This is a genomic window from Streptomyces griseorubiginosus, from assembly GCF_017614965.1.
In the GTDB taxonomy this organism is placed as follows: Bacteria; Actinomycetota; Actinomycetes; order Streptomycetales; family Streptomycetaceae; genus Streptomyces; species Streptomyces griseorubiginosus_B.
In genome coordinates this window covers 19,078-41,608 of sequence record NZ_WVUG01000042.1, presented here as the reverse complement: position 1 = coordinate 41,608, position 22,531 = coordinate 19,078, and the positions used below count along the sequence as shown (strand labels likewise).

Here is a 22,531-nt window from a genome sequence, read left to right as displayed (position 1 = left end):
GCCCTGCCCAACGCCGTCATCACCCCACGCCGCAACCCCCCGCACCACTGACCTCACCGAGGGCATGGGCAGGCCGGACAGCCGTCGTTGAGACATCACCGGCCCGGAGGTCATGGCGGTCGGATCTCAGGCGTCGTGGCCGTCGGCCGTGAAGAGGCAGAAGGGGTGGCCGGCCGGGTCGTACAGCACGCGTACATCGTGCTGGGGCTGGAAGTCCGCCATGGTGGCTCCGAGCGCCAGGGCGTGCTCGACGGCTGACGGGAGATCCGTCACCTCGATGTCCAGGTGCATCATCATCTGCTGGTCGGAGCGGGTGGAGGGCCACTGGGGTCGGGTGAAGAGAGGCTCGGTCTGGAACGACAGCCCCTGGCCGCCGTCGGGCGGCGCGATCTCCACCCAGTCCGGCTCCTCCTTCCGGATCGGCCAGCCCAGCAGGCCCTGGTAGAAGTGCGCGAGCGCGCGGGCGTTCGGTGCGTCGAGGGTGGTCGCGGCCAGCGTGAAACGCGGTTGGGGCTTCATGCGGTACTGCTGCCCGGGTAACGGGGGTGGATGTGCGACCCACCAGATCGATACGCCGTACCGTACACTGACCCGCATGCCCCGCCACTCCGCGGCTCTCGACCGCGCGACCCCTGAGCGCATCGCCGAAGCCGCCCTCGGGCTCGTCGACGAAGGCGGGCCCGAGGCACTGACCTTCCGGGCCTTGGCCGTGCGGCTGGAGATCTCGCTCGCCTCCCTCCAGCGGCGCTGTACTGACCTGGCGGGACTGCTCGACCTGTGCGTCGACCAGGTGGCAGCCAAGCTGCCCGACGTCGAGCCCGGTACCGAGTGGGCCGCCGCCACCGAGGCCCGGTTCACCGCGCTGTACGAGCTGTTGGCGGCCCATCCCGGCCTGCTCGCCCTGCGCGGGACGCGCCCGTGGCTCGGCCCGAATCTGCTCGCCCGGCTGGCCGAGCCGCAACTCGCCGACAGTCTCGCCGCCGGCATGACCCCGCGGGAGGCGATCACCGCGTACCGGCGGATGTATCTGCTCACCCTCGGCAGCGCCGGCTTCGTCGACCACCGCGACCCCGGACCCGCCCGGGTGGCCACCCGCACCGCCCTGGCCGCCCTCGACCCGGACCGGTTCCCCGCGCTGACCGCCCACCTCGCCGCGATCGTGCCAGCCGTGACCGATCACGAGGTCTACTTCGGCGCCCTGCGCCAGCTCATCGAGGCCGCGGACCCGGGGCGAGCGCGACCCGCGGTCACCGAACACCCCCGCACCTGACGGACCGTAAGGACACCACCATGAGCACCGCTCCTCCCGCAGCCCGCGTCTTCAGCAGCGACAACACCGCCGGCGCCTCCCCGGAGGTCCTCGAGGCCGTCAGCCGGGCCGCCGCGGGCCAGGCCCTGCCCTACGGCGCCGACGACATCACGGCCACGGTCCGGCGCCGGCTGTGCGAGGTGTTCGAGCGGGACGTCGACGTCCTGCTGGTCTCCACCGGCTCCGCCGCCAACGCGCTCAGCCTCGCCGCTCTCACCCCGCCCTGGGGCAGCGTGCTGTGCCATCGGGACAGCCACATCAACAACGACGAGTGCGGGGCTCCCGAGTTCTACACCGCGGGCGCGAAGCTCGTGGGGCTCGGTGGATCCGACGCCAAGATCGATCCCGAGGTGCTGCGCGCCGCCGTACGCCACAAGGCCGGGGACGTGCACAGCGTGGAGCCCTCCGTGGTGAGCGTCACCCAGGCCACCGAGACCGGTGCCGTCTACACCCCGGACGAGATACGCACCCTGGGGTCGATCACCAAGGACGCCGGGCTGCGTCTGCACATGGACGGTGCCCGCTTCGCCGGTGCCGTCGCCGCCCTCGGCTGCGCGCCCGCCGACGTGACCTGGCGGGCCGGCGTCGACCTGCTGTCCTTCGGGGCCACCAAGAACGGCACCATGACCGCCGACGCGATCGTCGTCTTCGACCGCTCACTCACCGCCGAACTGTCCTTCCGCGCCAAGCGCGCCGGCCAGCTCGCCGCCAAGATGCGCTTCCACGCCGCCCAGTTCGACGCCTACCTCACCGACGACCTGTGGCTGCGCAACGCGGCGCACGCCAACGCCATGGCGGCCCGTCTCCAGGAGGGCCTGAAGGCCGTGCCCGACGTCGCACTGCTCGGTGCCGCCGACGCCAACATCCTCTTCTGCCGTCTGCCCCGTCAGGTCATCGACGGACTCCTGGGCGACGGCTACGCCTTCTACCACGACCGCTGGGAGCCAGGCGTCGTCCGCCTCGTCACGTCCTTCGCCACCACCCCGGAGGACGTCGACCGCCTCATCGGCGCCGTCCGCCGCCACGCCGGCTGACCGCGGGCGCCGCTCAGTCGGTGGTGCGCAGCAGCAGCTTGCCCGTGGAGGTGCGCCCGCCCATCAGACGGTGGGCCTCGGCCGCGTCCGACAGCGCGAACTCCGCGGTGACGGGAAGGCTCACCGTGCCGTCGGTGACCTTGCGGAAGGCTCGCCCGGTCAGGGAGCGCAGCTCCTCGGGCGCGGACCGGGCCAGGCTGAGGATGGAGAATCCGGCGACGGAGCTGCCGTACGGATACAGCTCCTGCTGGCCCACCCGCCACGGCTCGGCTCCGCTCGCGTTGCCGAAGGAGACCAGGCGTCCGAAGACGGCCAGTGCTTCGAGGCCCCGACGCAGGGTGTCCCCGCCGACGGGGTCGAGGATCAGGTCGACGCCCCTGCCACCGGTCGCTCGGCGGACGTCCTCGGCGAAGGTGCCGGCGGTGAACACCTCGTCGTAGCCGTGCTTGAGGGCGTGCTCGGCCTTGCCCACGGAGGAGACCACGCCGTAGACCGCGCCGGCGCCGGCCGCCCGGGCCAGCTGTCCGGCCGCCGTGCCGACACCGCCGGCCGCGCCGTGCACCAGCACGCTCTCCCCGGCGCGCAGCCGGCCCACCTCGTGGAGCAGGGCGTGCGCCGTCGGCAGCACCGTGGGCAGCGTGGCCGCCGTCCGCAGGTCCAGGCCCTCGGGGAGCGGGAAGACGGTGGCCGGCTCGGCGAGGACGACCTCCGCGTACGCCCCGCCCTCGACGAGCGCCACCACCTCCTGGCCGGGACGCAGACCCTCGACGCCCTCGCCGACGGCCCGGACCCGGCCGGAGACCTCCAGACCGGGGCGGAAGGGCAGCGACGGCACCCGGTAGCCCTCGGCGCGTGCCTTGAGGTCCGCGAAGTTCACGCCGACATAGGCCGTGTCGATGGTCACCTGATCGGCCAGCGGTTCGGGGATGTCGGCCGCCACGACCTTCAGTACCTCGGGGCCGCCGTACTCCTGGAACTCGACTGCGCGCATGGGTCGTCCCCGCCTCTCGGTCCGTCTTCATCGGCCAGTGTTCAATGGAAAGCGAACACTGGGACTGTAAGATATTCATCGAACACTCGGCAAGCGGTGTGGACGGGACGACGGGGGACGGGGAGAGGGGCATGGCGAAGCAGGCTGTGGGCGGCGGTCACCGCGCGGCACCGGTGCACACCGATCCCGAGGACGTCTCCGTGCTCACCGCGCTGTCCGCGCTGGCCGATCCCGTGCGCCTGCAGCTGATCCGCGAACTCGCGGGCTGCGCCGACTGGAGCCGCAGCTGCGGAAGCTTCGACGTGCCGGTCGGCAAGGCCGCGCTCAGCCACCACTTCTCCGTCCTGCGCGGTGCCGGCCTGGTGGAGCAGCGCGACGAGGGGCCCCGGCGGGTCAACCGGCTGCGCCGCGAGGAGTTCGAGGCGCGCTTTCCCGGACTGCTCGATCTCGTGCTGAACGCCGAAGGCGACCGACCCCGGGGGCGCAACCCCGCGTAGTACCCCGGTACCACCCGCCCGGCGTAGATCGAACCGCGGTACCACCGGATCGGACGGTCCGGTTCCCTAGCGTGTGAGGTGCGGCGGCCGACGGGTGCCGCGGACCGAGAGAGAGCACGCGGATGATCGAGGCACAGCAGCTCACCAAGAGGTACGGGGAGAAGACGGCCGTGGACGGGCTCGACTTCGTCGTCAAGCCGGGCACGGTGACGGGCTTCCTGGGACCCAACGGCGCGGGCAAGTCCACCACCATGCGCATGATCGTCGGGCTGGACGCCCCGACCAGCGGTTCCGTGACGGTCAACGGCCGTCGCTACGCCCAGCACCGCGCGCCGCTTCAGGAGGTCGGCGCGCTCCTGGAGGCGAAGTCGATCCACCCGGGCCGCTCGGCCTACAACCACCTCAAGGCACTGGCCCTGACCCACGGCATCCCGCGCGCCCGCGTCGACGAGGTCATCGATCTCGCGGGACTGGGCAGTGTGGCCCGGAAGCGGGCCGGCGCCTTCTCGCTCGGCATGGGGCAGCGGCTCGGCATCGCGGCCGCCCTGCTCGGCGACCCGCAGACGGTCATGCTGGACGAGCCGGTCAACGGGCTCGACCCGGAGGGCGTGCTGTGGATCCGCAACCTGCTGACCTCGCTCGCCGAGGAGGGCCGTACGGTCTTCGTCTCCTCGCATCTGATGAGCGAGATGGCCCTCGTCGCCGACCACCTGATCATCGTCGGACGGGGCCGGCTGCTGGCCGACACCACCGTCTCGGACCTGGTCCGCCAGGCCGGCGGCGACACCGTGACGGTGGCCACCCAGGACCCGGCGCGGCTGCGGGAGGTGCTGGCCGGACCCGGCGTCGACATCACCGGACACATCGGCTCCGAAGAACTCCAGGTCACCGGGATCACCGCCCGCGAGATCGGCCTGAAGGCGGCCGAGCACGGCATCGCCCTGTTCGAGCTCAGCTCCCGCACGGTGTCGCTGGAGCAGGCCTTCATGGACCTGACCAGGGACGCGGTGGAGTACCACGGCACCACGACCGCCATCGAGACCCCCGGGAGGGCGGCATGACCACCATCACCGCGACCACCGAGACACCGCCCACCACCACCTCCGAACGCCCCGCCTACCGGGTCACCACGGCGGGAGTGCTGCGCTCGGAGTGGGCCAAGCTGTGGTCCCTGCGCTCCACCTGGATCACGCTGGGGCTCGGGCTGCTGTTCCTCGTCGCCTTCGGGCTGATCGCCACCGCCCGCTACAAGTCCGGGTACGACTCCGGCACCCTCGACAAGGACTTCGCCAGCCGGACGGGCGTCGAACTGTCCCTGTTCGGCACGGACTTCGCCCAGCTGGCCCTCGGCGTCCTCGGTGTCCTGGTCACCGCGGGCGAGTACTCCACCGGCATGATCCGCTCGACGCTGGCCGCGGTGCCGCGCCGGCTGCCCGTGCTGTGGTCCAAGGCCGCCCTGTACGGCGTGGTCGTGCTCGTCGTCGGCACGATCGGCGCGTTCGTCACCTTCCAGATCGGCAGCGGCATCGTCTCCGGCACGCCGGCGGCCATGAGCCTCTCCCACGCCGGTGTCGTCCGTGCCCTGTTCGGCGCCGGGCTCTACCTCGGCCTGGTCGGGGTGATCGGCGCGGCCCTGGGCATGCTGCTGCGCTCGGTGGCCGGCGGGATCTCGGTGCTGGTCGCCACGCTCATGCTGATCCCGGGCCTGGTGACGCTGCTGCCCAGCTCCTGGCAGGACAACATCAGCCCCTACCTGCCGAGCAACGCCGGTCAGTCGATGTACGCCCTCACCCACGACGCCACCAGCCTCTCGCCCGGCGCCGGACTCTGGGTCTTCCTCGGCTGGACGGTCCTCGCGCTGGCCGGCGCGGCCTACCGGCTGGTGCGCAGCGACGTCTGAGCGCCTGCACCATGGACGGGTGACATCCGTGACCTTCGACGACGCCGGCGGGCTGGGGCCGCTGGTCGCCCGGCTCGCCCGGACCGGCCAGCGGCTGCGGCAGGCCGACCGGGCGCGGCCGTGGGTGCTGGACACCGCGGTCGTGGTCCTGGTCTTCCTGCTGTTCTGCGTGCCGGACCTGCTGCACGCCATCGGCGCCACCACGGACGACGACGGACCGCACCGGCTCCGCCTCGCCCTCACCGACCTGCCCCTGCCAGCGATGCTGGCGGTGCAGGTCGGACTGGTGCTGCCGCTGCTGTGGCGGCGGCGACGGCCGCTGATGACCTTCGGCGTCATCACGGCCGTCTTCCTGCTGCAGTGGTCCCTGGGCGCCGGACTGCGCGCGGACTTCGCCCTGTTCATCGCCCTCTACAGCCTGGTGCTGCACGGGCGGCTTCGACAACTGCCCTGGGCCTGCGCGGTCATGGCGGGCGCCCTGACCGTGGTCGCGCTGCGCGTGTCGCACGCGGTGTCGGTGTGGGACGCACTGTTCTTCCTGCTGAGCACGGCGACCGCGGCCCTCGCGCTGGGGCTGACGGTCCGCATCCGCCGGGCTCAGCTCGCCGGTCTGCGCGAGCGGGCGGCCCGCCTCGAGATCGAGCGCGACCAGCGCGGCAGGCTGGCCGTCGCCACGGAACGGGCCCGGGTGGCCCGCGAGATGCACGACATCGTCGGCCACAACCTGTCCGTCATCATCACCCTCGCCGACGCCGGCAGATACGCCACCGACCTGGCCCCCGAACGCGGCAAGGAAGCTCTGGAGCTCATCGGTGACACCGGCCGTCAGGCGCTGGGCGAACTGCGGCGGGTGCTCGGCGTGTTGCGCGAGAGCGCGGGCACGTCCGGCGCCGAGCCCGCGCTCAGCCCGCAACCCGGACTCGCCGACATCGACGCCCTGTGCGCCGGGGTGCGCGCCGCCGGTCTCGAGGTCGTCTACCGCACCGCCGGGGACGTGGAAACCCTCGACGGCGGGGTGCAGTTGACGGTGTACCGGATCGTGCAGGAAGCCCTCACCAACACCCTCAAGCACGCCGGCCCCGACACCCGGGTCCACCTGGCGATCCTCGTGGAGGACACCTCCTTGACCATCCGCGTCCAGGACACCGGCCCCGCGCTGCTGCCCGGACCGCCGGGCGAGGAAGGACACGGCCTGGTGGGGCTGCGCGAACGGGCGGCTCTCTACGGCGGCGACGTGAGCGCCGGCCCGGCACCCGGCGGCGGCTGGAGCGTCCGGGCCACCCTCGACCTCACTCCCCAGGGCGGTACCGAGTGACGACCGTGCTCATCGTCGACGACCAGCCGCTGCAGCGCTACGGCTTCCGCATCCTGCTGGAGTCGGTCCCCGAGACCGACGTGGTCGGCGAGGCCGCGCACGGCGCCGAGGCCGTCCGCAAGGCCGCCGAACTGCGCCCCGACGTCGTCCTGATGGACGTCCGGATGCCCGGCATGGACGGCATCGAGGCCACCCGCCGCATCGTCGCCGCCGGCGACCGCTCCCGCATCCTGGTGCTGACCACCTTCGACCTCGACGAGTACGTCCACGCCGCCCTGCGCGCCGGAGCCAGCGGCTTCCTCCTCAAGGACGCCCGCCCCGAGGAACTCCTCGCCGGCATCCGCGCGGTGGCCGCAGGCGACGCCGTCATCGCGCCCGCCCTCACCCGCCGCATCCTCGACGAGTACGCCCGGAACCGGCCGGCCACCGGCCGCGATCCGGACGAGGACCCGAGACTGACGAGCCTCACCGACCGCGAACGCGAGATCCTCGAAGCGATCGGCAAGGGCTGGACCAACGGCGAGATCGCCGCGCACTTCGTGCTCTCCGAGTCCACCGTGAAGACCCACGTCGGCCGCGTCCTGGCGAAGATAGGCGCCCGCGACCGCATCCAGGCGGTGATCTTCGCGTACGACATCGGTCTCGCCCGGCCCAACGCGGGCTGAGCGAGGCTCATCCGTCCCGTTGGGCGGACGGGCCCACGAGCACGGTGACCGCCACCACGACCGCGAGCACGGCGACCGCCGTCAGCGTCCAGGGCGTGCCGGCCGACCGCACGGTCACCGCGCCCAGCGCGGCACCCGCGACCAGGGTGAGGACACTGAGCGCCTGCCGGCGGGAGGTCGACGCGGTGCGCTCCTCGGCCCGGCCCGCGACCAGGCCGGTCAAGGTGCTGGTCATCACCGTGGTGGTCAGGCCGGCCAGGCCGAGCCGTCGTACCGCCGCGTTCTGCATGCCAAGGGCCACCGCGCCCAGCAGGATCGGCAGCACCGCGACGTCGTCGTACGACCACACCAGGGCCGCCGCGACGAACAGGGCCGCCTCCAGCGCGGCGCAGACGCCGAGGAGCGTGCGATGGCCGACCCGGCGCGGCGCCACCGCACGTACCAGCAGGGCGCCCACCACGAAGCCGCCGAGCGCGACCAGCGGACCCGCGGGCGCGGACCCGGGCGCGCCGGTGAGCGACAGGCCGACGAGGACGAGGTTGCCGGTCATGTTCGCCACGAACACATGGCCGAGACCGAGCAGGCTGACCGCGTCGATCACACCACTGAGCAGGGTCAGCATCAGCAGCGGAGGGACGAGCCTGTCGTCCTCGCTCACGACGGCCCTCGTCGCCGCGAACAACCTCCTGCCGGGCCCGCGGTCGATGGTCCCGCTGCTCATGGTGATCTCTGTCCCCGGCACCTCAGACCGCCACCACCGGCCGGTACACCGGCTCCCACATGGCCCGGCGCACCCGCTCCTCGATGCCGTCGCCGACGGTCTCGCGGGCGACACCGGCCTCGGCGGCCGCCCGCGCCACGGCGACCGCCACGGCGGCGGAGGTGCGCCGCAGGTCCCGGGTGTGGGGGAGGAGGGAGGCACCCCGGTCCGTGGAGTCGACCTGCTCGGCGACGGCGTGGGCGGCGGCGGAGAGCATGGAGTCGGTGACGCGGGTGGCGCGGGCGACGACGGCGCCGAGACCGAGGCCGGGGAAGATCAGCGCGTTGTTGGCCTGACCGATCTCGTAGGTCACCCCGCCGCTGGTCACCGGCTCGAACGGGCTGCCCGTCGCGACGAGCGCCCGCCCGTCCGTCCAGTCCAGGAGTTCGGAGGGCACCGCCTCGGCGAGCCGGGTCGGGTTGGACATCGGCAGGATGATCGGGCGCTCGGTGTGCCCGGCCATCTCCCGCACGATGCCCTCGGTGAAGGCACCGCCCTGGCCGGAGGTGCCGATCAGCACGGTCGGCCGCACTCGCCGGACGACCTCCTCCAGCGAGATGCCCTGGACCTGGTCGTCCCGCCGCCAGTCGGCGACCTCGTCGGCGGAACGGGCGTAGGGAACCTGGAAGTCGCGCAGTCCCTCCTGGGCGCGGGTGATCAGCCCGTAGCGGTCCACGGCCCAGAAGCGGGCAGTGGCCTCCTCGCGGCTCAGCCCCTCCGCGACCATGGCGTCCCGCAGCTGGTCGGCGATGCCCATGCCCGCCGTACCGGCGCCGAAGACCACCACCCGATGCTCGGGCAGCGGCATCCCGCTGGCCCGTACGCCGGACAGCACCGCGGCGAGGTTGACCGCGCCCGTGCCCTGGACGTCGTCGTTGAAGACGAAGTGCTCGCCCCGGTAACGGTCCAGGATGCGGCGCGCGTTGGCGGGCCCGAAGTCCTCGAAGTGCAGCAGCGCGGCGGGGAAGAGGCGTTCGGCGGTGGTGACGTAGCGCTCGATGAAGGCGTCGTACGTCTCCGTGTCCACCCGTGGATGACGGTTGCCCAAGTAGAGCGGGTCGTCGAGGAGTTGCTTGCGGTTGGTGCCGACGTCGAGGACGACGGCGAGGGTGCGGGCGGGGTCGATCCCGGCCGCGGCCGTGTAGACCGCGAGCTTGCCGACCGAGATGTCGATGCCGCCAACGCCCCAGTCTCCGATGCCCAGGATGGCCTCGCCGTCGGTCGCCACGACCAGGTCGACGTCCTCGGCGCCCAGCCCCGAGGCGCGCAGGGCGCGTTCCATGTCCTCGGGGGCGTCGACCGACAGGTAGATGCCCCGCGGACGCCGGTACTCGGTGCTGTACCGCTCGATGGCCGTGCCGACCGTCGGCGTGTACACGATCGGCAGCATCTCCGAGAGGTGGTCGCTGAGCAGACGGTAGAACAGCACCTCGTTGCGGTCGTGCAGGGCCGCCAGGTTGACGTGCTTGGCGAGGTCGGTGGGCTGGGCGGAGTACTGGCCGTAGGCCCGGTCGGCCTGCTGGTCCAGGGTCAGCACGCGGGGCGGGATCAGTCCGTCCAGACCCAGGTCCCGGCGCTCCCGCTCGGTGAAGGCCGTACCGCGGTTGAGGCGGGGATCGGCCAGGACGGCCCGGCCGCGCGCCGAGGTCTCGAACCGGTTGGCCTGCGGCTTCCACTGGGTACTCATCGTCGCTCCATGACGTGTCCGGATCGCGACCCGCCGGTCGCCCTGTCTCTCCCCAGAGTGACCCCCGAACTTCCATGCGTCCAATGACTCGATACCGGGAAACCCATGCATGAGTAACATGGATCGCATGGACGTGCAGGTACTGCGCTGCTTCGTCGCGGTCGCCGACGGTGTGACGGTGACCCAGGCCGCGGAGGAGGCGCACATGACCCAGCCGGCCCTCTCCCGGGCGCTGCGCCGCCTCGAGCACGAGCTCGGCGCCGAGCTCTTCCAGCAGGTGGGGCGCGTACTGCGGCTGACACCGGCCGGACGCGCCTTCAAGGAACACGCGGACGCGGCACTGGAGCGCCTCGACCGCGGGCTGCGCGCGGTCCACGAGACCGTGTCCCCCGAAACGGGCCTGATCCCGCTGGCCTTCCTGCACTCGCTGGGCACCTGGCTGCTGCCCCCGCTGATCACGGGCTTCCGGGAGAGGTTCCCGCTCTCCCGGTTCGAACTGCGCCAGGGGAGTGAGGCCGTCCTCGTCGCCTCCCTGCTGGACGGAACCGCCGACCTGCTCCTCACGGCCGGCGACCCCGGCCACCCCCTGATCACCTGGCGCCGTCTGCTGGTCGAACCGCTGTGGCTGGCCGTGCCGCCCGGGCACCGGCTGGCCCAGCGGCGCCGGGCCCGGCTGGCCGAGGTCGCCGAGGAGCCCTTCATCCTGCTGCGGCACGAGCAGGGCCTGCGCTCGGTGACCGAGGCACTGTGCGGCGAGGCCGGTTTCAGCCCCCGGGTCGGCTTCGAGGGGGACGAGGTCGCCACCCTGCGCGGCCTGGTCGGCGCGGGCCTGGGCGTCGCGCTCGTCCCACGCCCGCACGCCGCCGCGCCCGCCGGCGGACCGTCCTACCTCCAGGTCACCGACGTGGAGGCGGCCCGGGACATCGGCATCGCCTGGCTGACCTCCCGCACCCTCCCGCCGAGTTCCGGGCGGTTCCTCGACCATGTGCGAGGACATGCCGCGTCGGTGGCCGAACAGGAGATCCTGGCCTAGGAAGGGCGGTGACCCATGGACGTGGACCTGCGCAAGCTGCGCTACTTCGTGGCCGTGGCCGAGGAGCTGCACTTCGGGCGCGCGGCGGAGCGGCTGCACATCGCCCAGCCGGTGCTCTCCCGGCAGATCCGCGCGCTGGAGGACGAGCTGCGCGTCCAGTTGCTCCGCAGGGACCACCGCGGCACCGAGCTGACCGTCGCCGGCGAGCAGCTCCTTCAGGACGCCCGCTCACTCCTCGCCTCCGCCGAGGCACTGGTCAGGAGGGCCGCCAACGCCGCCACCGGCGTGCCGACCCTCACCATCGGCTTCATGCCCGGCATCACCGTGACCGCCGAGGTCCGCGCGCTGACGGCCCGCCGTCCCGATCTCGGCGTCCGCCTCCTGCGCACCAGCTGGGACGACCAGGTCGAGGTGCTCAGGGACGGGCGGGCCGACGTCAGCGTGGTCCGGCTGCCCGTCGACCAGCAGGGCCTGGAGGTACGCCCGCTGTTCCAAGAGCCGCGGGTGGTCATGCTCCCCGTCGGACATCGGCTGGCGGACAAGCAGGCCGTCACCGTCTCCGACCTCGCCGCAGAGCACCTGCTCCAGGACCCGGAGGCGGTACCCGAATGGCGTGACGTGGCGCTGGAACCGCGCCGGGCCGACCGGCCCGGGAACCCGCCGATCCGCCATGTCGAGGAGAAGCTGGAACTCGTCGCCGCGGGGGCCGGGGTGTGCGTGCTCCCGCTGTCCACGGCCGGCTTCTACCCGCGGCCCGACGTCGTCGCCGTCCCGGTGGAGGACATCGGGCCCAGCCAGGTGTGCCTGGCGTGGACGGCGGTCCGCCGCTCGCCCCTGATCCGCGACTTCGTGGAGATCGCCCTCGCTCTCGCGCGGCAGAACCGGCCCGACGGCGGCCGAGGAGCGGCCGGATAGCATCCCGATCATGGCGGACTGGGAGATGCGGCCGGCTTCGGCGGCGGACGTCGACGCGGTGGCCGAGCTGCGGGCGCAGGTCATGCGACGGGACCTGGAACGGCTCGGCCGGTACGACGAACACCGCGTGCGGCAGCGGCTGCGGGACGGGTTCGTCCCGGCGCACACCTGGGTGATCGAGGTCGGCGGCGCCTTCGCCGGCTGCGTGGCGTTGCGGCCCGCCCAGGACGCCCACTGGCTGGAGCACTTCTACCTGGACCCCGCGCTCCAGGGCCGGGGCATCGGCTCGGCCGTGCTCAGCACGCTTCTGGAACGGCACGACCGCGACGACGCGCCGATCCGGCTGAACGTGCTGCGGGGCAGCCCCGCCCAACGGCTTTACGAACGGCATGGTTTCCGGGTCGAGAGCGAGGATCCGGTGGACGTGTTCATGGTGCGCGAGCCGGTTCCCGCCGCCCGCTGATCCGCTCAGCCGCGTTCGAGATCGGCGAGCGGGTCCGTGTGGACCGGCGTCCAGCCCAGCTCGGTGCGGGCGCGGGCCGGGGTGAAGCGCTGGTCGAGGGCGAAGGCGTCGGCGATGACGCCCATGCGCTCACGTGCCTCGTCCAGGGAGATCGAGACCGTCTTCCCCGCGATGCCCGCCGCCCGGCTCAGCGCCAGGGCCACCTCCTTCGCCGTCGGGTTCACCCCGCCCACGCCGACGTACACCGAACCCGCCGGGGCCCCGAGCGCGGCGACGTACAGCTCCGCCACGTCGTCGACGTGGACCAGCGCCCAGTGGTTGCCGCCGTCGCCGATGCAGGGGATGGCGCCCGCCCGCCTGCCGGGGGCGGTGAAGAACAGGTCGATCAGGCGGTTCTCCCCGCCGTACAGCAGGCCGGGCTGGACGACGACCGGGCGCCCGCCGCGCTCCGCCCGCCGCAGGACCGCCTCCTCGACCGGGCGGCGCCAGGCGACCACCGGCGGCGGGTTCCACGGCGCGGTCTCGTCGGCCACCCCGTCCGTGTCGCCGTACACCCACGTCCCGCCGGTGTGGACGTACGTGCCGGAGCCGATCCCGTCCTGCAGGGCACCGGCCGCCGCGAGATCGGCCTCCCCGGTGTCGGCCTGCGCCAGATGGACGACGGCCTCGGCGCGGGCCGCGGCGGCGTTCAGCACGTCGAGGTCGCCGAGACCGCCGGTCACCGGTACGGCCCCCAGCCCGCCGACCGTACGGGCCGCGTCCTCGCTGCGGGCCAGCGCCTCCACGGTGTGCCCGTGCCGGATCAGTGCGGTGATCGTCGCCTTGCCGATGTAACCGGACCCGCCGGTCAGGAAGACCTTCATCGGATGTGCTCCTCAAGGGGGTGTCGAATACGTCGGCTTCAGCGTGCGGGCGGTCGCGGCGGGGCGTCCAAGACCTCTTCGGGCCGCTGTCATGCCCTGCGGGTATCAGCGGTGGCGGGACGGGGTGCGGCCCCGCCGTGGGTGCGATGATCGGGGGCACGTCGGTGGCCGTGGAGCGATGCGTGGGGAGAGGGAATGGACCTTCGGCAGATGGAGGTCGTCGTCGCGGTCGCCGAGGAGGGCGGCTTCACGGCGGCCGCCCGACGGCTGCACGTGGTGCAGTCGGCGGTCTCCGGCACCGTGCGCGAGCTGGAGAAGGAGCTCGGCATCCGGCTGTTCGACCGCACCACGCACCGGGTGACGCTCACCGCGGCGGGCGAGGAGTTCGTGCCGGCGGCGCGTGCCGCGCTGCGGGCGGCCGAGCAGGCCCGCGAGGCGGCCGCCGCCGCACGCGGTGAACTGCGCGGGCGGATCACGGTCGGCACGATGCAGGGCGTGTGGGCGGACCTGCACCGGGCGCTGACCGCGCTGCGCGCCGAGCACCCCAGGGTCGTGGTCCGGCTGCGGCAGGCCGCGGTCGTCGACATCCGGCAGGCCCTGCGCGACGGATCGGTGGACCTCGCCGTCGTGGCCTTCGACCGGCAGCAGCAACGGGGGCTGGTGACCAAGGTGCTGGCCCGTGAGGAGATGGTGCTGGCGGCGGCGCCCGCGCGGTCCTTCGCCCGCCCCGACGAGGTCACCCTCGCCGAGACCGCCGGCCTGCCGTTCGTCGACTTCGCCCCCGGATGGGCCGTCCGCCAGGCCGTGGACCGGGCCTACCGGTCGGCCGGGGTGGAGCGCGGCGCGGTGTTCGAGGTCAACGACATCGTGGCCGCGGCCGAGCTGGTACGGCACGACCTCGGCGTCTGCGTCATGCCGGAGTCGATCGCCGCCCGCTTCCCGGATCTGACCCTGCGCCGCTTCACCCGGCAGGCCCCGCACTGGGACGTCCTGCTGGCCCGTCCGCCCGGCCCCGTGCCACCGGCGGTCGCCGCGCTGCTGCGGCACATCACCTGACCGGCCGGGACCGGGAGTTCACCCGGCGGGAGACGCCCGGTCCTGGCAGGATGGCGCCATGGAACGTGTGCTGGGAATCGGCGGATACTTCCTGCGGGCCGGTGACCCGCAGGCCCTGAGCGCGTGGTACCGGGACTGCCTCGGCCTGGACACCGACGAGCACGGCCTGTGGCGTCAGGAGCCCGGGGACACGGTGTTCGCGGCCTTCGAGTCCGGGACCGACTACTTCGGCTCCCGCACCCAGCAGACCATGCTGAACTTCCGGGTCCGCGACCTGGACGCCATGCTCGCGCAGCTGCGCGCCAAGGGAGCGGACGTGGACCCGGAGACCCAGGACATGGAGGGCGTCGGCCGCTTCGGCTGGGTCACCGATCCCGACGGCAACCGGATCGAACTCTGGCAGCCCGCCTGACGGTTCAGCGGGCGCGCCGCTCCGTCAGCCAGTACAGCAGGGCGAGGACGGGAAGGACGGCGCCCAGCGCGGTGACCGCGTTCCAGCCCGCCGCGTGGTAGGCCACCGAGCCGAGCTGCGAGCCCAGTGCGCCGCCCGCGAAGAAGACGGCGATGAAGGCGCTGTTGAGGCGGGCCCGGGCGGCCGGGTCCAGCCGGTAGATGGTGTGCTGCCCGACGATGAGCGTGGTCTGCACGGCCGTGTCGAGCAGGACGGCGGCCAGCGCGAGCAGCACGATCGCGTGCTGTCCGAACCCGGCCAGCACGAAGGCGAGGGCGCCGACCCCGAACGCGATCCCGGTCACCGGCCGGGCCAGCCCCCGGTCGGCCCAGCGGCCCGCCAGCGGCGCCACGGCCGCGCCCGCCGCACCGACCAGCGCGAACAGCCCCACGCCGATCGCGGAGTAGCCGTACTCCGGTCCGGTGAGCAGGAAGGACACCGTGGTCCAGAAGGCGCTGAACGCGCCGAACATCGCCGCCTGGTAGAGCCCGCGGCGCAGCAGCGCGGGGTGCGTGCGCACCAGGCGGACGGTGGAGCGCAGGACGTGGTGGTACGGCGCCGCCGTGGTCGGCGCGTGCTCCGGCAGCGTCAGATGCAGGGTCACGGCCAGGATCGCCATGAGCGCGGCGGAGCCCAGGTAGACCACCCGCCAGCCCGCGGCGTCGGAGACCAGACTGCTCAGGGTCCGGGAGAGCAGGATCCCGGTGAGCAGGCCGCTCATCACCCGCCCCACGATCCGGCCCCGCGCGTGGTCCGGGGCCAGCCCCGCGGCGAACGGCACCAGGATCTGCGCCACCACCGAGGTGGCCCCGGCGATGAGGGACGCGCCCAGCAGCACGGCGAACCCGGTCGCCGTACCCGCCGCGACGAGCGCGAGGGTGGTGACGGCCAGCAGGACGGTCACCAGGCGCCGCTTCTCGACGCGGTCACCGAGCGGCACGAGCAGCAGCATCCCGGCGACGTACCCGATCTGCGTGACGGTGATGATCAGGCCGACGGTCGCCGTACCGGTGTGGAAGACCGAGCGCAGCGTCGAGAGCAGGGGCTGGGCGTAGTACAGGTTGGCGACCGTCAGCCCGGAGGCGACGGCCAGCAGCGCGACGAGCCTGCCGGGCACGCCGGACGCCGGCGCGAGGTCGTCCTTAGCTGGAGCTGTGTTTGAACGAATGGAGCCGGTATCCGGGGACATGGCCGCCTTCTCGGTCTCGGGACGGAAAGCTTCGGCGAGCGGCTGCGTCGGCGCTCGTGGGGTTTCAGCACCGATGCCGGAAGGAAGCTTCCGCACCTGTGGCGATGATCCCAGATGTCGGTCATCTCGAACACAGATGACCCGACAGGGCCTGGGGAGTGCTTGTCCGTACGCCTCATGGCAGGCGCCTGCGAAAGCTGTGACCATGTCACAGAGCCCGCAGACAGACCACGGCAGCCCGGGAGACGACATGCCGATCAGCCGGTTGGGACTCGTCGTGCACGAAGGACGTCCCGAGGCGGTGTCGGGAGCGCAGGCCGTGCGCGAATGGTGCGCGCGGCGCGACATCGGCTGCGTGGACATCGACGTGTGGCAGGGACAGGGCAGCCGCCGAAGCGGCTGGGAGGAGATGCGGGCCGCGGGCAGTCCCGACCTGATCGTCACCCTCGGCGGGGACGGCACCTTCCTGCGCGGCGCCCGTATCGCGGCCAAGAAGAACATCCAGGTCCTCGGCGTCGACCTCGGCAAGGTCGGCTTCCTGACCGAGACCCCGGTCACCGAGGTCGAACGGGCGCTGGACGCCGTGCACGCCGGGCGCTCGGAGTGCGAGGAGCGGATGACCCTGACGATGCGGGCGTCCAGGCCGCTGGAGATGCCCTCCGACATGGAGCAGATCCTGTGCTACGGCCGGGGCCCCGCGCTGCCGCCGCCACCGCCGCGGTCCGCTGCCGACGACTCCTGGGGCGTGGCGCTGGACGTCACCGCGCTCAACGACATCGTGGTGGAGAAGCTGGCCCGGGACCGCCAGGTGGCCGTCGGCGTCTACATCGCGGGCCGGCTGCTGGCCTCGTACTCCGCCGACGGTCTCATCGTCGCCACCCCCACGGGCTCGACCGCCTACAGCTTCGCGGCCGGGGGGCCGGTGCTCTCGCCCCGGATGCGCGCGGTGGTGTTCACGCCGGTCGCCCCGCACATGACGTTCAACCGCACGGTGATCGCCAACGCCGACGAGCCGATCGCCCTGCGCGTGCTGCCCCATTCCGGGCGCGCCGCCGTCAGCGTCGACGGCCAGCCGCGCGGCGTCCTCGAACCCGGGGACTGGATCGGCGTGATCGCGGCACCCGAGCCGCTGCGCCTGGTCAGGCTCAGCCCCGCCGACTTCTACGGCCGCCTGCGCGACCGCATGCGCCTGACCGACGCGCCGGCCACGGCCGCGGACGGCGAGTCGGCCCCCCTGTTCCGCCCCGGCGGGCCCGTCCCCGAGGATGTGCGCCACCTCCAACTGCCGCCGCCCCCGCTGTCCTGACGGGGCCGTCGCGCAACGAATGGTTGCGTGTTCGTCGCTCCGGGCGTACGCTGATGTGCAACCAAAGGTTGCGAATGGAGTGAGGGCGGATGGAGTACGGCAGCATCGAGCGCGAGATCTACGTGGAGGCCGCACCCGAGGTCGTCTACGAGGTGATCAGCACGCCCGAACACCTCCAGCAGTGGTGGCCGGACGAGGCGGAGCTCAAGCCGGAGCCGGGGGCCACCGGGGTCGTCGTGTTCGGCGACCGAACGACCCCGGCGGCGAAGGTCGTACCTCTCACGGTGCTGGAGGCCGACCCGCCCCGGCGCTTCTCCTTCCGGTGGGCGTACGAGGAGGGCGAGGTCGCGTCGGTCGACAACTCGCTGCTGGTGACCTTCGACCTGGTCCCCTCCGGCACGGGCACGCTGCTGCGGTTCTCCGAGGGCGGCTTCCGGGAGAACGGCTGGGAGGCCGCCGTACTCGAAGAGCGCTACCGCGAGCACGTCACGGGCTGGGACCACTTCCTGCCGCGGCTCGTCACCTACGTCGACCGGGTGGTGTCGACGCCGTGAGCGCCGCCGTCGACGACGAACTCTGGTCGGCGGTGGGCGACCCCATACGCCGGCGGATGCTCGATCTGCTGCTGGCCGACGGCGGCGGTACGGCGACCACGCTCAGCGAGCGACTGCCGGTCACCCGGCAGGCCGTGGCCAAGCACCTCCTCGTGCTCGGCCGGGTCGGACTGGTCCATGTCACCCCGTCCGGACGCGAGCGTCTCTACCGGGTCGACGAAGCCCAACTCGCCCGGGCCGTCGCCCAGTTGTCAGCGGTCGGCGCCGCCTGGGACGCCCGCCTCCAACGCATCAAGCGGATCGCCGAGGCGATCCAGCGCCGTAACCAGGAGCGCTGACCGCGCGCGAGCGCGGAGGGCGCCCGAGAAGCATCCGAGAAGGAGATATCGACATGGTGGACATCCTGCACAGGATCGGCGTCACCTCGTCTCCCGACGAGGTCTACGCGGCCCTGACCACGATCGACGGGCTGGCGAACTGGTGGACCCAGGACACCGACGGCGACCCCGAGACCGGGGGAGTGGTCCGGTTCCGCTTCGAGCCCGGCGGTTTCGACATCAAGGTCCTGGAGGCCCGGCCCCGCGAGCTGGTGCGCTGGGAGGTCGTCGACGGTCCCGAGGAATGGGTCGGCACCCACATCCGCTTCGACCTGAAGCAGGAGGGCGGCTACACGATCGTCCTCTTCCGGCACGAAGGCTGGCGGGAGCCGGTGGAGTTCATGTACCACTGCAGCACCAAGTGGGCGACCTTCCTGATGAGCCTCAAGAAGCTCGTCGAGACGGGAAAGGGCGACCCGGCACCCCAGGACGTCAGGATCAGCAACTGGCACTAGTGCATCGACATCACCGTCCTGACAGGTGATGAATCCCCGGTCGGCGCAGGCGTCTCACAGGCCGAGGTCCGCTGCCAGGCAGGAGAAGGACATCCAGGCGCCCTCGGGGTTGTAGGCCTCCCGCGCCGGGTCGTGCGGTGTGGCCGCCTTCTCCTCGGTCATGTCCTCGTAGCGGATGCGCTCGGGCAATGTGCCGAACCGTGCGTGACGCGCGGCCGCAGCGCTGTCCGGGGTGCTCTGGATCTCCACGGTCAACCTCCGCTGTTCGCTTGGCGGATCGAGTTCTTCGGTCCGCCGTGGGACTCAGACTCGCATGAGGTGCGTCACCGGTCAAGATGGTGACGCTCTTCATGGTGCAGGCGATGGTCCGACCCTTCACTCGCGCGCTCTATTAGTGCGCGCTAGCCGGGTACGATGTCCTCAGCCCAAGGTCATGCCAATAGGGTGGGCGGCGTCGGAGGGTGGTCACAGGTGGAAGCATCGGGCAAGCAGCGGCCCACGATGGCGGACGTCGCCGAGAAGGCCGGCGTCTCGCGGGCGCTCGTCTCGATCGTGTTCCGCAACCAGCCGGGCGCGAGCGAGGAGACCCGGGAGCGGGTGCTGCGGGTGGCCGACGAGATCGGCTACCGGCCCGACAGCGCGGCCCGGCTGCTGGCGCGTGGCCGCAGCCGCACGCTCGGCGTCATGTTCACCGTCCAGCAGACCTTCCACACGAACCTGATCGAGGGCATCTACCCCGAGGCCGAACGGCTCGGCTACGAGGTCCTGCTCTCCGGCGCCACCCGGGGCCGCAGCGAGGAGAAGGCCGTCGAGGCGCTGCTCAGTCACCGCTGCGAGGCGGTGATCCTCCTCGGTTCCTTCGCCGAGCCCGCCTTCCTGGCCCAGTTGGGGCGCCGCACGGTCGCCGTCTCCGTCAGCCGCCGGGTCCCGCACGCCCACGTGGACTTCGTCCACTCCGCCGAGGGCAAGGGCGTCCGTCAGGCCATGGACCATCTGGTCGAACTCGGCCACCGCCGGATCCTGCACATCGACGGCGGCCGGGGACCGGGGTCGGCCGAACGGCGGCGTGCCTACCGGGCGGCGATGCGCCGGCACGGGCTGGAGGAGGAGGCGCGGGTCCTGCCCGGCGACCACACCGAGGAGTCCGGCATCGAGACCGGACGTCTGCTGCTTCAGGAGCGCGACCGGGGCCTGCCCCTGCCCACCGCCGTCCTGGCGGGCAACGACCGGTGCGCGATGGGCCTGTTGATGCCGCTGACCCGGGCCGGAGTCGAGGTCCCCCGGGACATGTCCGTCGTGGGATACGACGACAGCCACCTCTCGCATCTGATGCCGATCGGCCTGACGACCGTACGGCAGGACGCGGTGCTGATGGCCGAACACGCGGTGCGGTTCGCGGTGGAGCGGCTGGAGGAACCCGAACTGGAGCCCCGGGAAGCCGTGTTGGACCCGAAGCTGGTGGTACGCGGGACCAGCGGGCCGCCGCCGGCGGACTGAGCACCGGTACGCACACAGGTGTCCCGCCGTGGCGGCGCGGCACGGTCGAGGTCAGAGTGGAGCCATGTGCTGGAGCGCGACGGCCGATCTCGTCGCCGGCGCCGGGATCGCCGGCGTCGGCGCCGTCTGTGTGGCGCGGGTACGTCGGCTGCGTGAACTGCCGCTGGCCGCGCTGCCGTTGCTGCTGGGCGGCCATCAGCTGGTCGAGGCGTGGGTCTGGCATGCCGGCGGCGGCACCGGTCCGGCCACCGTCGCCTGGGCGGTGATCGCCTTTCCGCTGCTGGCGGTGTGGGTGCCGTTCGCCGTGCTGTGCGCGGGTCCGCGACAGGCCCGGGCCCGGCTCGCCGTTCCCGTGGCGAGCGGGGTCGCGACCGCCGCAGCGCTGTCGTACGCCATCGCCACCCGTCCCGTCCGCGCCGAGATCCGGGGCCACACCGTCGGTTACGTGCTCGGGCTGACGCACGGGGGTGTGCTCGTGGCGGGGTATCTGCTGGCCACCGTGGGCGCGCTGCTGCTGGCCACCGACCGATGGGTGCGCGGACTCGGTCTGCTGGCCGGGGTGGGGGCGCTGGTGTGCTGGGCGCTCTGGCGGCTGGAGTTCGTGTCGACGTGGTGCGCGTTCGCGGCCCTGTGCTCGGTGGTCGTGTACGGCTGGGTCGTGCGCCGGGAGCCCGCGTATTCCCGCTGACGGTGGTGGTGCCGCTACCGGGACCGGTGATCCTGCGTGCGGGAGGGACCTGGTTGCGCCGGCTCCCGCGACGCAGGGTGGGACCATGAACACCAGTGGAACGTCACGGATCCGCAGCCGGGTGACACCGCTGCGCCGCCTGAGCGGGGACGTCTACGTCCCGCGCGGGACCTCGACTCCTGTGCCCCGGTGGCGGAACAGGCGGGACGTCGTCGAGGGGGAGTGCGAGGACCGCGAGTACGCGGAGCCGGGCCGCGGATGACCGTGGGGCTGAGAGCAGGGTGACCGTACGGCTCAGAGCAGGATGACCGTCTTGCCGCGGGCGTGGCCGGAGCGGGCGCGGGCCACGGCGGCGGGGGCGTCGGCCAGGGAGATCTCCGCGTCGACGGTGACGCGGAGCTTTCCGGCGGCCGCGAGGTCGGCGAGGGCCGCGAGTTCGGCCTGGCTCGGACTGCTGGAGAGGTTGACGCCGTGGATCTCACGGGCGGCCAGGGCCTCGGGGTCGGCGGCGTGGTTGGTGCTGATCAGCCGGCCGCCGGGTTTGAGCAGGGCGGCGAAGGCGTCGATGTCTCCGCCGGGGTGGGTGATCAGGTCCAGGACGGCGTCGATGCCGTCCGGGTGCGCGGCCAGCACCTGCTCGGCGACGGGTGCCGCGGTGAAGTCGAGGGTCTCGTGGGCGCCGAGGTCGCGGAGGTGGCCGGCGATGTCGGGGGCGGCGGTGGCCAGCACCCGTGCGCCCTCGTGGACGGCGAACTGGACCGCCGACTGACCGACACCCCCGGAGGCGCCGTTGACGAGGATGATCTGCCCCGTGTCCAGCCGGGCCGCCTCGATGGCCTGGTAGGCGGTGGCGCTGGCGGTCGGCAGGGCAGCGGCGACACCGAACGGCAGGTCCTCGGGTATGCGGGCCAGCCTGCCGTCCTCCGGGACCAGGGCGTACTCCGCGTACGAGCCGTGTCCCCGGGCCACGTCCATGAACTGGCCGTAGACGGTGTCGCCGAGGCGGAAGCGGTTGACGCCCTCGCCGATGCGCTCGACCACTCCGGCGCCGTCGGAGCCCATGACGAGGGGGAAGTGGTGCTCGACCGCGTCCTTGAGGGCGCCGTCGGCCACTTTCCAGTCGAAGGGGTTCAGCGCGGCCGCGTGGAGGCGTACCAGCAGCTCTCCCGGGCCCGGTTGCGGCACGGGCAGGTCGGTGAGGCGCGGCTCGGCGCCGAAGCCGTCGATCGTGACCGCCTTCATGACTGCTCCCAGACGACCGTCAACTCGTTGCGGCGGCCGAAGCGTTCGAGGTGGCCGGCCACGACGTCCTGGATGGTGGTGAGCGTGGAGGCGTCGGGCGCGGTCACCCGGATCAGCAGGTGGTCCTGCGCGGGCTCCAGCAGGACGTCGGTCTGCTGGAAGGTGAGGCGGTGGCGCCCTTCGGGCAGCTCCTCGGTGGGGATCTTCCGGCCGAAGTGCGAGGCGAGTTGCTTGGCGTAGCGCGGGGCGGCGTCGGTGGCGGCGCGGCCGTGGGACGTGGGCAT

Annotated in this window: 28 protein-coding genes; 19 read left to right on the top strand and 9 right to left on the bottom strand. The window is 72.6% G+C overall.

Translation table 11 applies throughout. The annotated features are described in order from the left end of the window. Positions 1–126: 126 nt before the first annotated feature. Entirely contained in the window at positions 127–519 is a 393-nt protein-coding gene (locus GRC12_RS11390) for a VOC family protein (RefSeq protein ID WP_208779087.1), read from the bottom strand. Positions 520–595: 76 nt separating this feature from the next. Here GRC12_RS11390 and GRC12_RS11385 point away from each other — a divergent pair, with 76 nt between their 5' ends. Both GRC12_RS11385 and GRC12_RS11380 read left to right on the top strand, forming a co-directional pair. Next, a complete protein-coding gene (locus GRC12_RS11385) occupies positions 596–1,270 on the top strand; it encodes a TetR/AcrR family transcriptional regulator (protein ID WP_208779086.1) in 675 nt (224 codons plus the stop codon). 20 nt (positions 1,271–1,290) lie between these two features. Continuing rightward, positions 1,291–2,343, top strand: a complete 1,053-nt coding sequence (locus GRC12_RS11380; protein ID WP_208779085.1) for a threonine aldolase family protein — start codon at positions 1,291–1,293, stop codon at positions 2,341–2,343. 13 nt (positions 2,344–2,356) lie between these two features. Here GRC12_RS11380 and GRC12_RS11375 read toward each other — a convergent pair whose 3' ends face one another. Further along, complete coding sequence (locus tag GRC12_RS11375) at positions 2,357–3,334, bottom strand: quinone oxidoreductase family protein (RefSeq protein ID WP_208779084.1); 978 nt, start codon at positions 3,332–3,334, stop codon at positions 2,357–2,359. Between the two features lie 131 nt (positions 3,335–3,465). On the opposite strand from GRC12_RS11375, the gene GRC12_RS11370 reads away from it, so the two are divergent. The 5 genes from GRC12_RS11370 (at position 3,466) to GRC12_RS11350 (ending at position 7,711) form a co-directional block, all read left to right on the top strand. Then, positions 3,466–3,831, top strand: coding sequence for an ArsR/SmtB family transcription factor (locus GRC12_RS11370; RefSeq protein WP_208779083.1), 366 nt, complete (start codon positions 3,466–3,468; stop codon positions 3,829–3,831). A 122-nt stretch (positions 3,832–3,953) separates the two neighbouring features. Continuing rightward, positions 3,954–4,892 (top strand): ABC transporter ATP-binding protein, encoded by a 939-nt coding sequence (locus GRC12_RS11365; protein WP_208779082.1) that lies wholly within the window; start codon positions 3,954–3,956, stop codon positions 4,890–4,892. Then, positions 4,889–5,731, top strand: coding sequence for an ABC transporter permease (locus tag GRC12_RS11360; RefSeq protein ID WP_208779081.1), 843 nt, complete (start codon positions 4,889–4,891; stop codon positions 5,729–5,731). Before GRC12_RS11365 ends, GRC12_RS11360 begins: the two co-directional genes overlap by 4 nt. A 19-nt stretch (positions 5,732–5,750) precedes the next feature. After that, positions 5,751–7,046, top strand: a complete 1,296-nt coding sequence (locus GRC12_RS11355) for a sensor histidine kinase (protein WP_308286526.1) — start codon at positions 5,751–5,753, stop codon at positions 7,044–7,046. Beyond that, entirely contained in the window at positions 7,043–7,711 is a 669-nt protein-coding gene (locus GRC12_RS11350; RefSeq protein ID WP_208779080.1) for a response regulator, read from the top strand. Before GRC12_RS11355 ends, GRC12_RS11350 begins: the two co-directional genes overlap by 4 nt. Positions 7,712–7,718: 7 nt before the next feature. On the opposite strand, the gene GRC12_RS11345 is transcribed toward GRC12_RS11350, so the two are convergent. Beyond that, complete coding sequence (locus tag GRC12_RS11345; protein WP_208779079.1) at positions 7,719–8,432, bottom strand: YoaK family protein; 714 nt, start codon at positions 8,430–8,432, stop codon at positions 7,719–7,721. 22 nt (positions 8,433–8,454) lie between these two features. Continuing rightward, on the bottom strand, positions 8,455–10,158 hold the full coding sequence (locus GRC12_RS11340; protein WP_208779078.1) for an NAD-dependent malic enzyme: 1,704 nt from the start codon (positions 10,156–10,158) through the stop codon (positions 8,455–8,457). A 127-nt stretch (positions 10,159–10,285) separates the two neighbouring features. On the opposite strand from GRC12_RS11340, the gene GRC12_RS11335 reads away from it, so the two are divergent. From GRC12_RS11335 to GRC12_RS11325, 3 genes are read left to right on the top strand one after another with little or no spacing between them, the layout of a single operon-like run. Next, a complete protein-coding gene (locus GRC12_RS11335) occupies positions 10,286–11,191 on the top strand; it encodes a LysR family transcriptional regulator (RefSeq protein ID WP_208779077.1) in 906 nt (301 codons plus the stop codon). 15 nt (positions 11,192–11,206) lie between these two features. Beyond that, the gene (locus GRC12_RS11330) at positions 11,207–12,106 is read left to right on the top strand and encodes a LysR family transcriptional regulator (RefSeq protein WP_208779076.1); all 900 of its coding nucleotides are present in this window, start codon (positions 11,207–11,209) and stop codon (positions 12,104–12,106) included. A 10-nt stretch (positions 12,107–12,116) separates the two neighbouring features. Continuing rightward, positions 12,117–12,569, top strand: a complete 453-nt coding sequence (locus GRC12_RS11325; protein ID WP_208779075.1) for a GNAT family N-acetyltransferase — start codon at positions 12,117–12,119, stop codon at positions 12,567–12,569. A 5-nt stretch (positions 12,570–12,574) separates the two neighbouring features. Here the strand turns inward: GRC12_RS11325 and GRC12_RS11320 are convergent, their stop codons facing one another. After that, positions 12,575–13,432 carry an NAD-dependent epimerase/dehydratase family protein gene (locus GRC12_RS11320; protein WP_208779074.1) on the bottom strand — a complete coding sequence of 286 codons (858 nt, stop codon included), beginning with the start codon at positions 13,430–13,432 and terminating at the stop codon, positions 12,575–12,577. A gap of 195 nt (positions 13,433–13,627) precedes the next feature. Here GRC12_RS11320 and GRC12_RS11315 point away from each other — a divergent pair, with 195 nt between their 5' ends. Further along, positions 13,628–14,488 (top strand): LysR family transcriptional regulator, encoded by an 861-nt coding sequence (locus GRC12_RS11315; RefSeq protein WP_208779073.1) that lies wholly within the window; start codon positions 13,628–13,630, stop codon positions 14,486–14,488. Between the two features lie 58 nt (positions 14,489–14,546). Next, positions 14,547–14,900, top strand: a complete 354-nt coding sequence (locus GRC12_RS11310) for a VOC family protein (RefSeq protein WP_208779072.1) — start codon at positions 14,547–14,549, stop codon at positions 14,898–14,900. Between the two features lie 4 nt (positions 14,901–14,904). Here the strand turns inward: GRC12_RS11310 and GRC12_RS11305 are convergent, their stop codons facing one another. Then, positions 14,905–16,056 (bottom strand): MFS transporter, encoded by a 1,152-nt coding sequence (locus GRC12_RS11305; RefSeq protein ID WP_308286525.1) that lies wholly within the window; start codon positions 16,054–16,056, stop codon positions 14,905–14,907. A 322-nt stretch (positions 16,057–16,378) separates the two neighbouring features. Between GRC12_RS11305 and GRC12_RS11300 the strand changes: the two genes are divergently transcribed. The 4 genes from GRC12_RS11300 (at position 16,379) to GRC12_RS11285 (ending at position 18,820) form a co-directional block, all read left to right on the top strand. Then, positions 16,379–17,434: an NAD(+)/NADH kinase gene (locus tag GRC12_RS11300; RefSeq protein ID WP_208779071.1), complete on the top strand. Its 1,056-nt coding sequence runs from the start codon at positions 16,379–16,381 to the stop codon at positions 17,432–17,434. An 89-nt stretch (positions 17,435–17,523) separates the two neighbouring features. After that, positions 17,524–17,988 carry an SRPBCC domain-containing protein gene (locus GRC12_RS11295; RefSeq protein ID WP_208779070.1) on the top strand — a complete coding sequence of 155 codons (465 nt, stop codon included), beginning with the start codon at positions 17,524–17,526 and terminating at the stop codon, positions 17,986–17,988. Continuing rightward, positions 17,985–18,326 carry an ArsR/SmtB family transcription factor gene (locus GRC12_RS11290; RefSeq protein WP_208779069.1) on the top strand — a complete coding sequence of 114 codons (342 nt, stop codon included), beginning with the start codon at positions 17,985–17,987 and terminating at the stop codon, positions 18,324–18,326. The genes GRC12_RS11295 and GRC12_RS11290 overlap by 4 nt, the downstream gene beginning before the upstream one ends. Positions 18,327–18,379: 53 nt before the next feature. Then, entirely contained in the window at positions 18,380–18,820 is a 441-nt protein-coding gene (locus GRC12_RS11285) for an SRPBCC family protein (RefSeq protein WP_208779068.1), read from the top strand. 54 nt (positions 18,821–18,874) lie between these two features. On the opposite strand, the gene GRC12_RS11280 is transcribed toward GRC12_RS11285, so the two are convergent. Next, positions 18,875–19,069, bottom strand: a complete 195-nt coding sequence (locus tag GRC12_RS11280) for a hypothetical protein (RefSeq protein WP_208779067.1) — start codon at positions 19,067–19,069, stop codon at positions 18,875–18,877. Positions 19,070–19,321: 252 nt separating this feature from the next. Here GRC12_RS11280 and GRC12_RS11275 point away from each other — a divergent pair, with 252 nt between their 5' ends. The 3 genes from GRC12_RS11275 to GRC12_RS11265 all read left to right on the top strand — a co-directional run bounded on the left by GRC12_RS11275 (position 19,322) and on the right by GRC12_RS11265 (position 21,267). Continuing rightward, positions 19,322–20,317 (top strand): LacI family DNA-binding transcriptional regulator, encoded by a 996-nt coding sequence (locus GRC12_RS11275; RefSeq protein WP_208779089.1) that lies wholly within the window; start codon positions 19,322–19,324, stop codon positions 20,315–20,317. Positions 20,318–20,381: 64 nt separating this feature from the next. Further along, entirely contained in the window at positions 20,382–21,005 is a 624-nt protein-coding gene (locus GRC12_RS11270) for a DUF6629 family protein (protein WP_208779066.1), read from the top strand. A gap of 85 nt (positions 21,006–21,090) precedes the next feature. Further along, positions 21,091–21,267: a hypothetical protein gene (locus tag GRC12_RS11265; protein ID WP_208779065.1), complete on the top strand. Its 177-nt coding sequence runs from the start codon at positions 21,091–21,093 to the stop codon at positions 21,265–21,267. 32 nt (positions 21,268–21,299) lie between these two features. On the opposite strand, the gene GRC12_RS11260 is transcribed toward GRC12_RS11265, so the two are convergent. Beyond that, on the bottom strand, positions 21,300–22,247 hold the full coding sequence (locus GRC12_RS11260; protein WP_208779064.1) for an NADP-dependent oxidoreductase: 948 nt from the start codon (positions 22,245–22,247) through the stop codon (positions 21,300–21,302). Further along, positions 22,244–22,531: a DUF2218 domain-containing protein gene (locus GRC12_RS11255; protein WP_208779063.1), complete on the bottom strand. Its 288-nt coding sequence runs from the start codon at positions 22,529–22,531 to the stop codon at positions 22,244–22,246. The genes GRC12_RS11260 and GRC12_RS11255 overlap by 4 nt, the downstream gene beginning before the upstream one ends.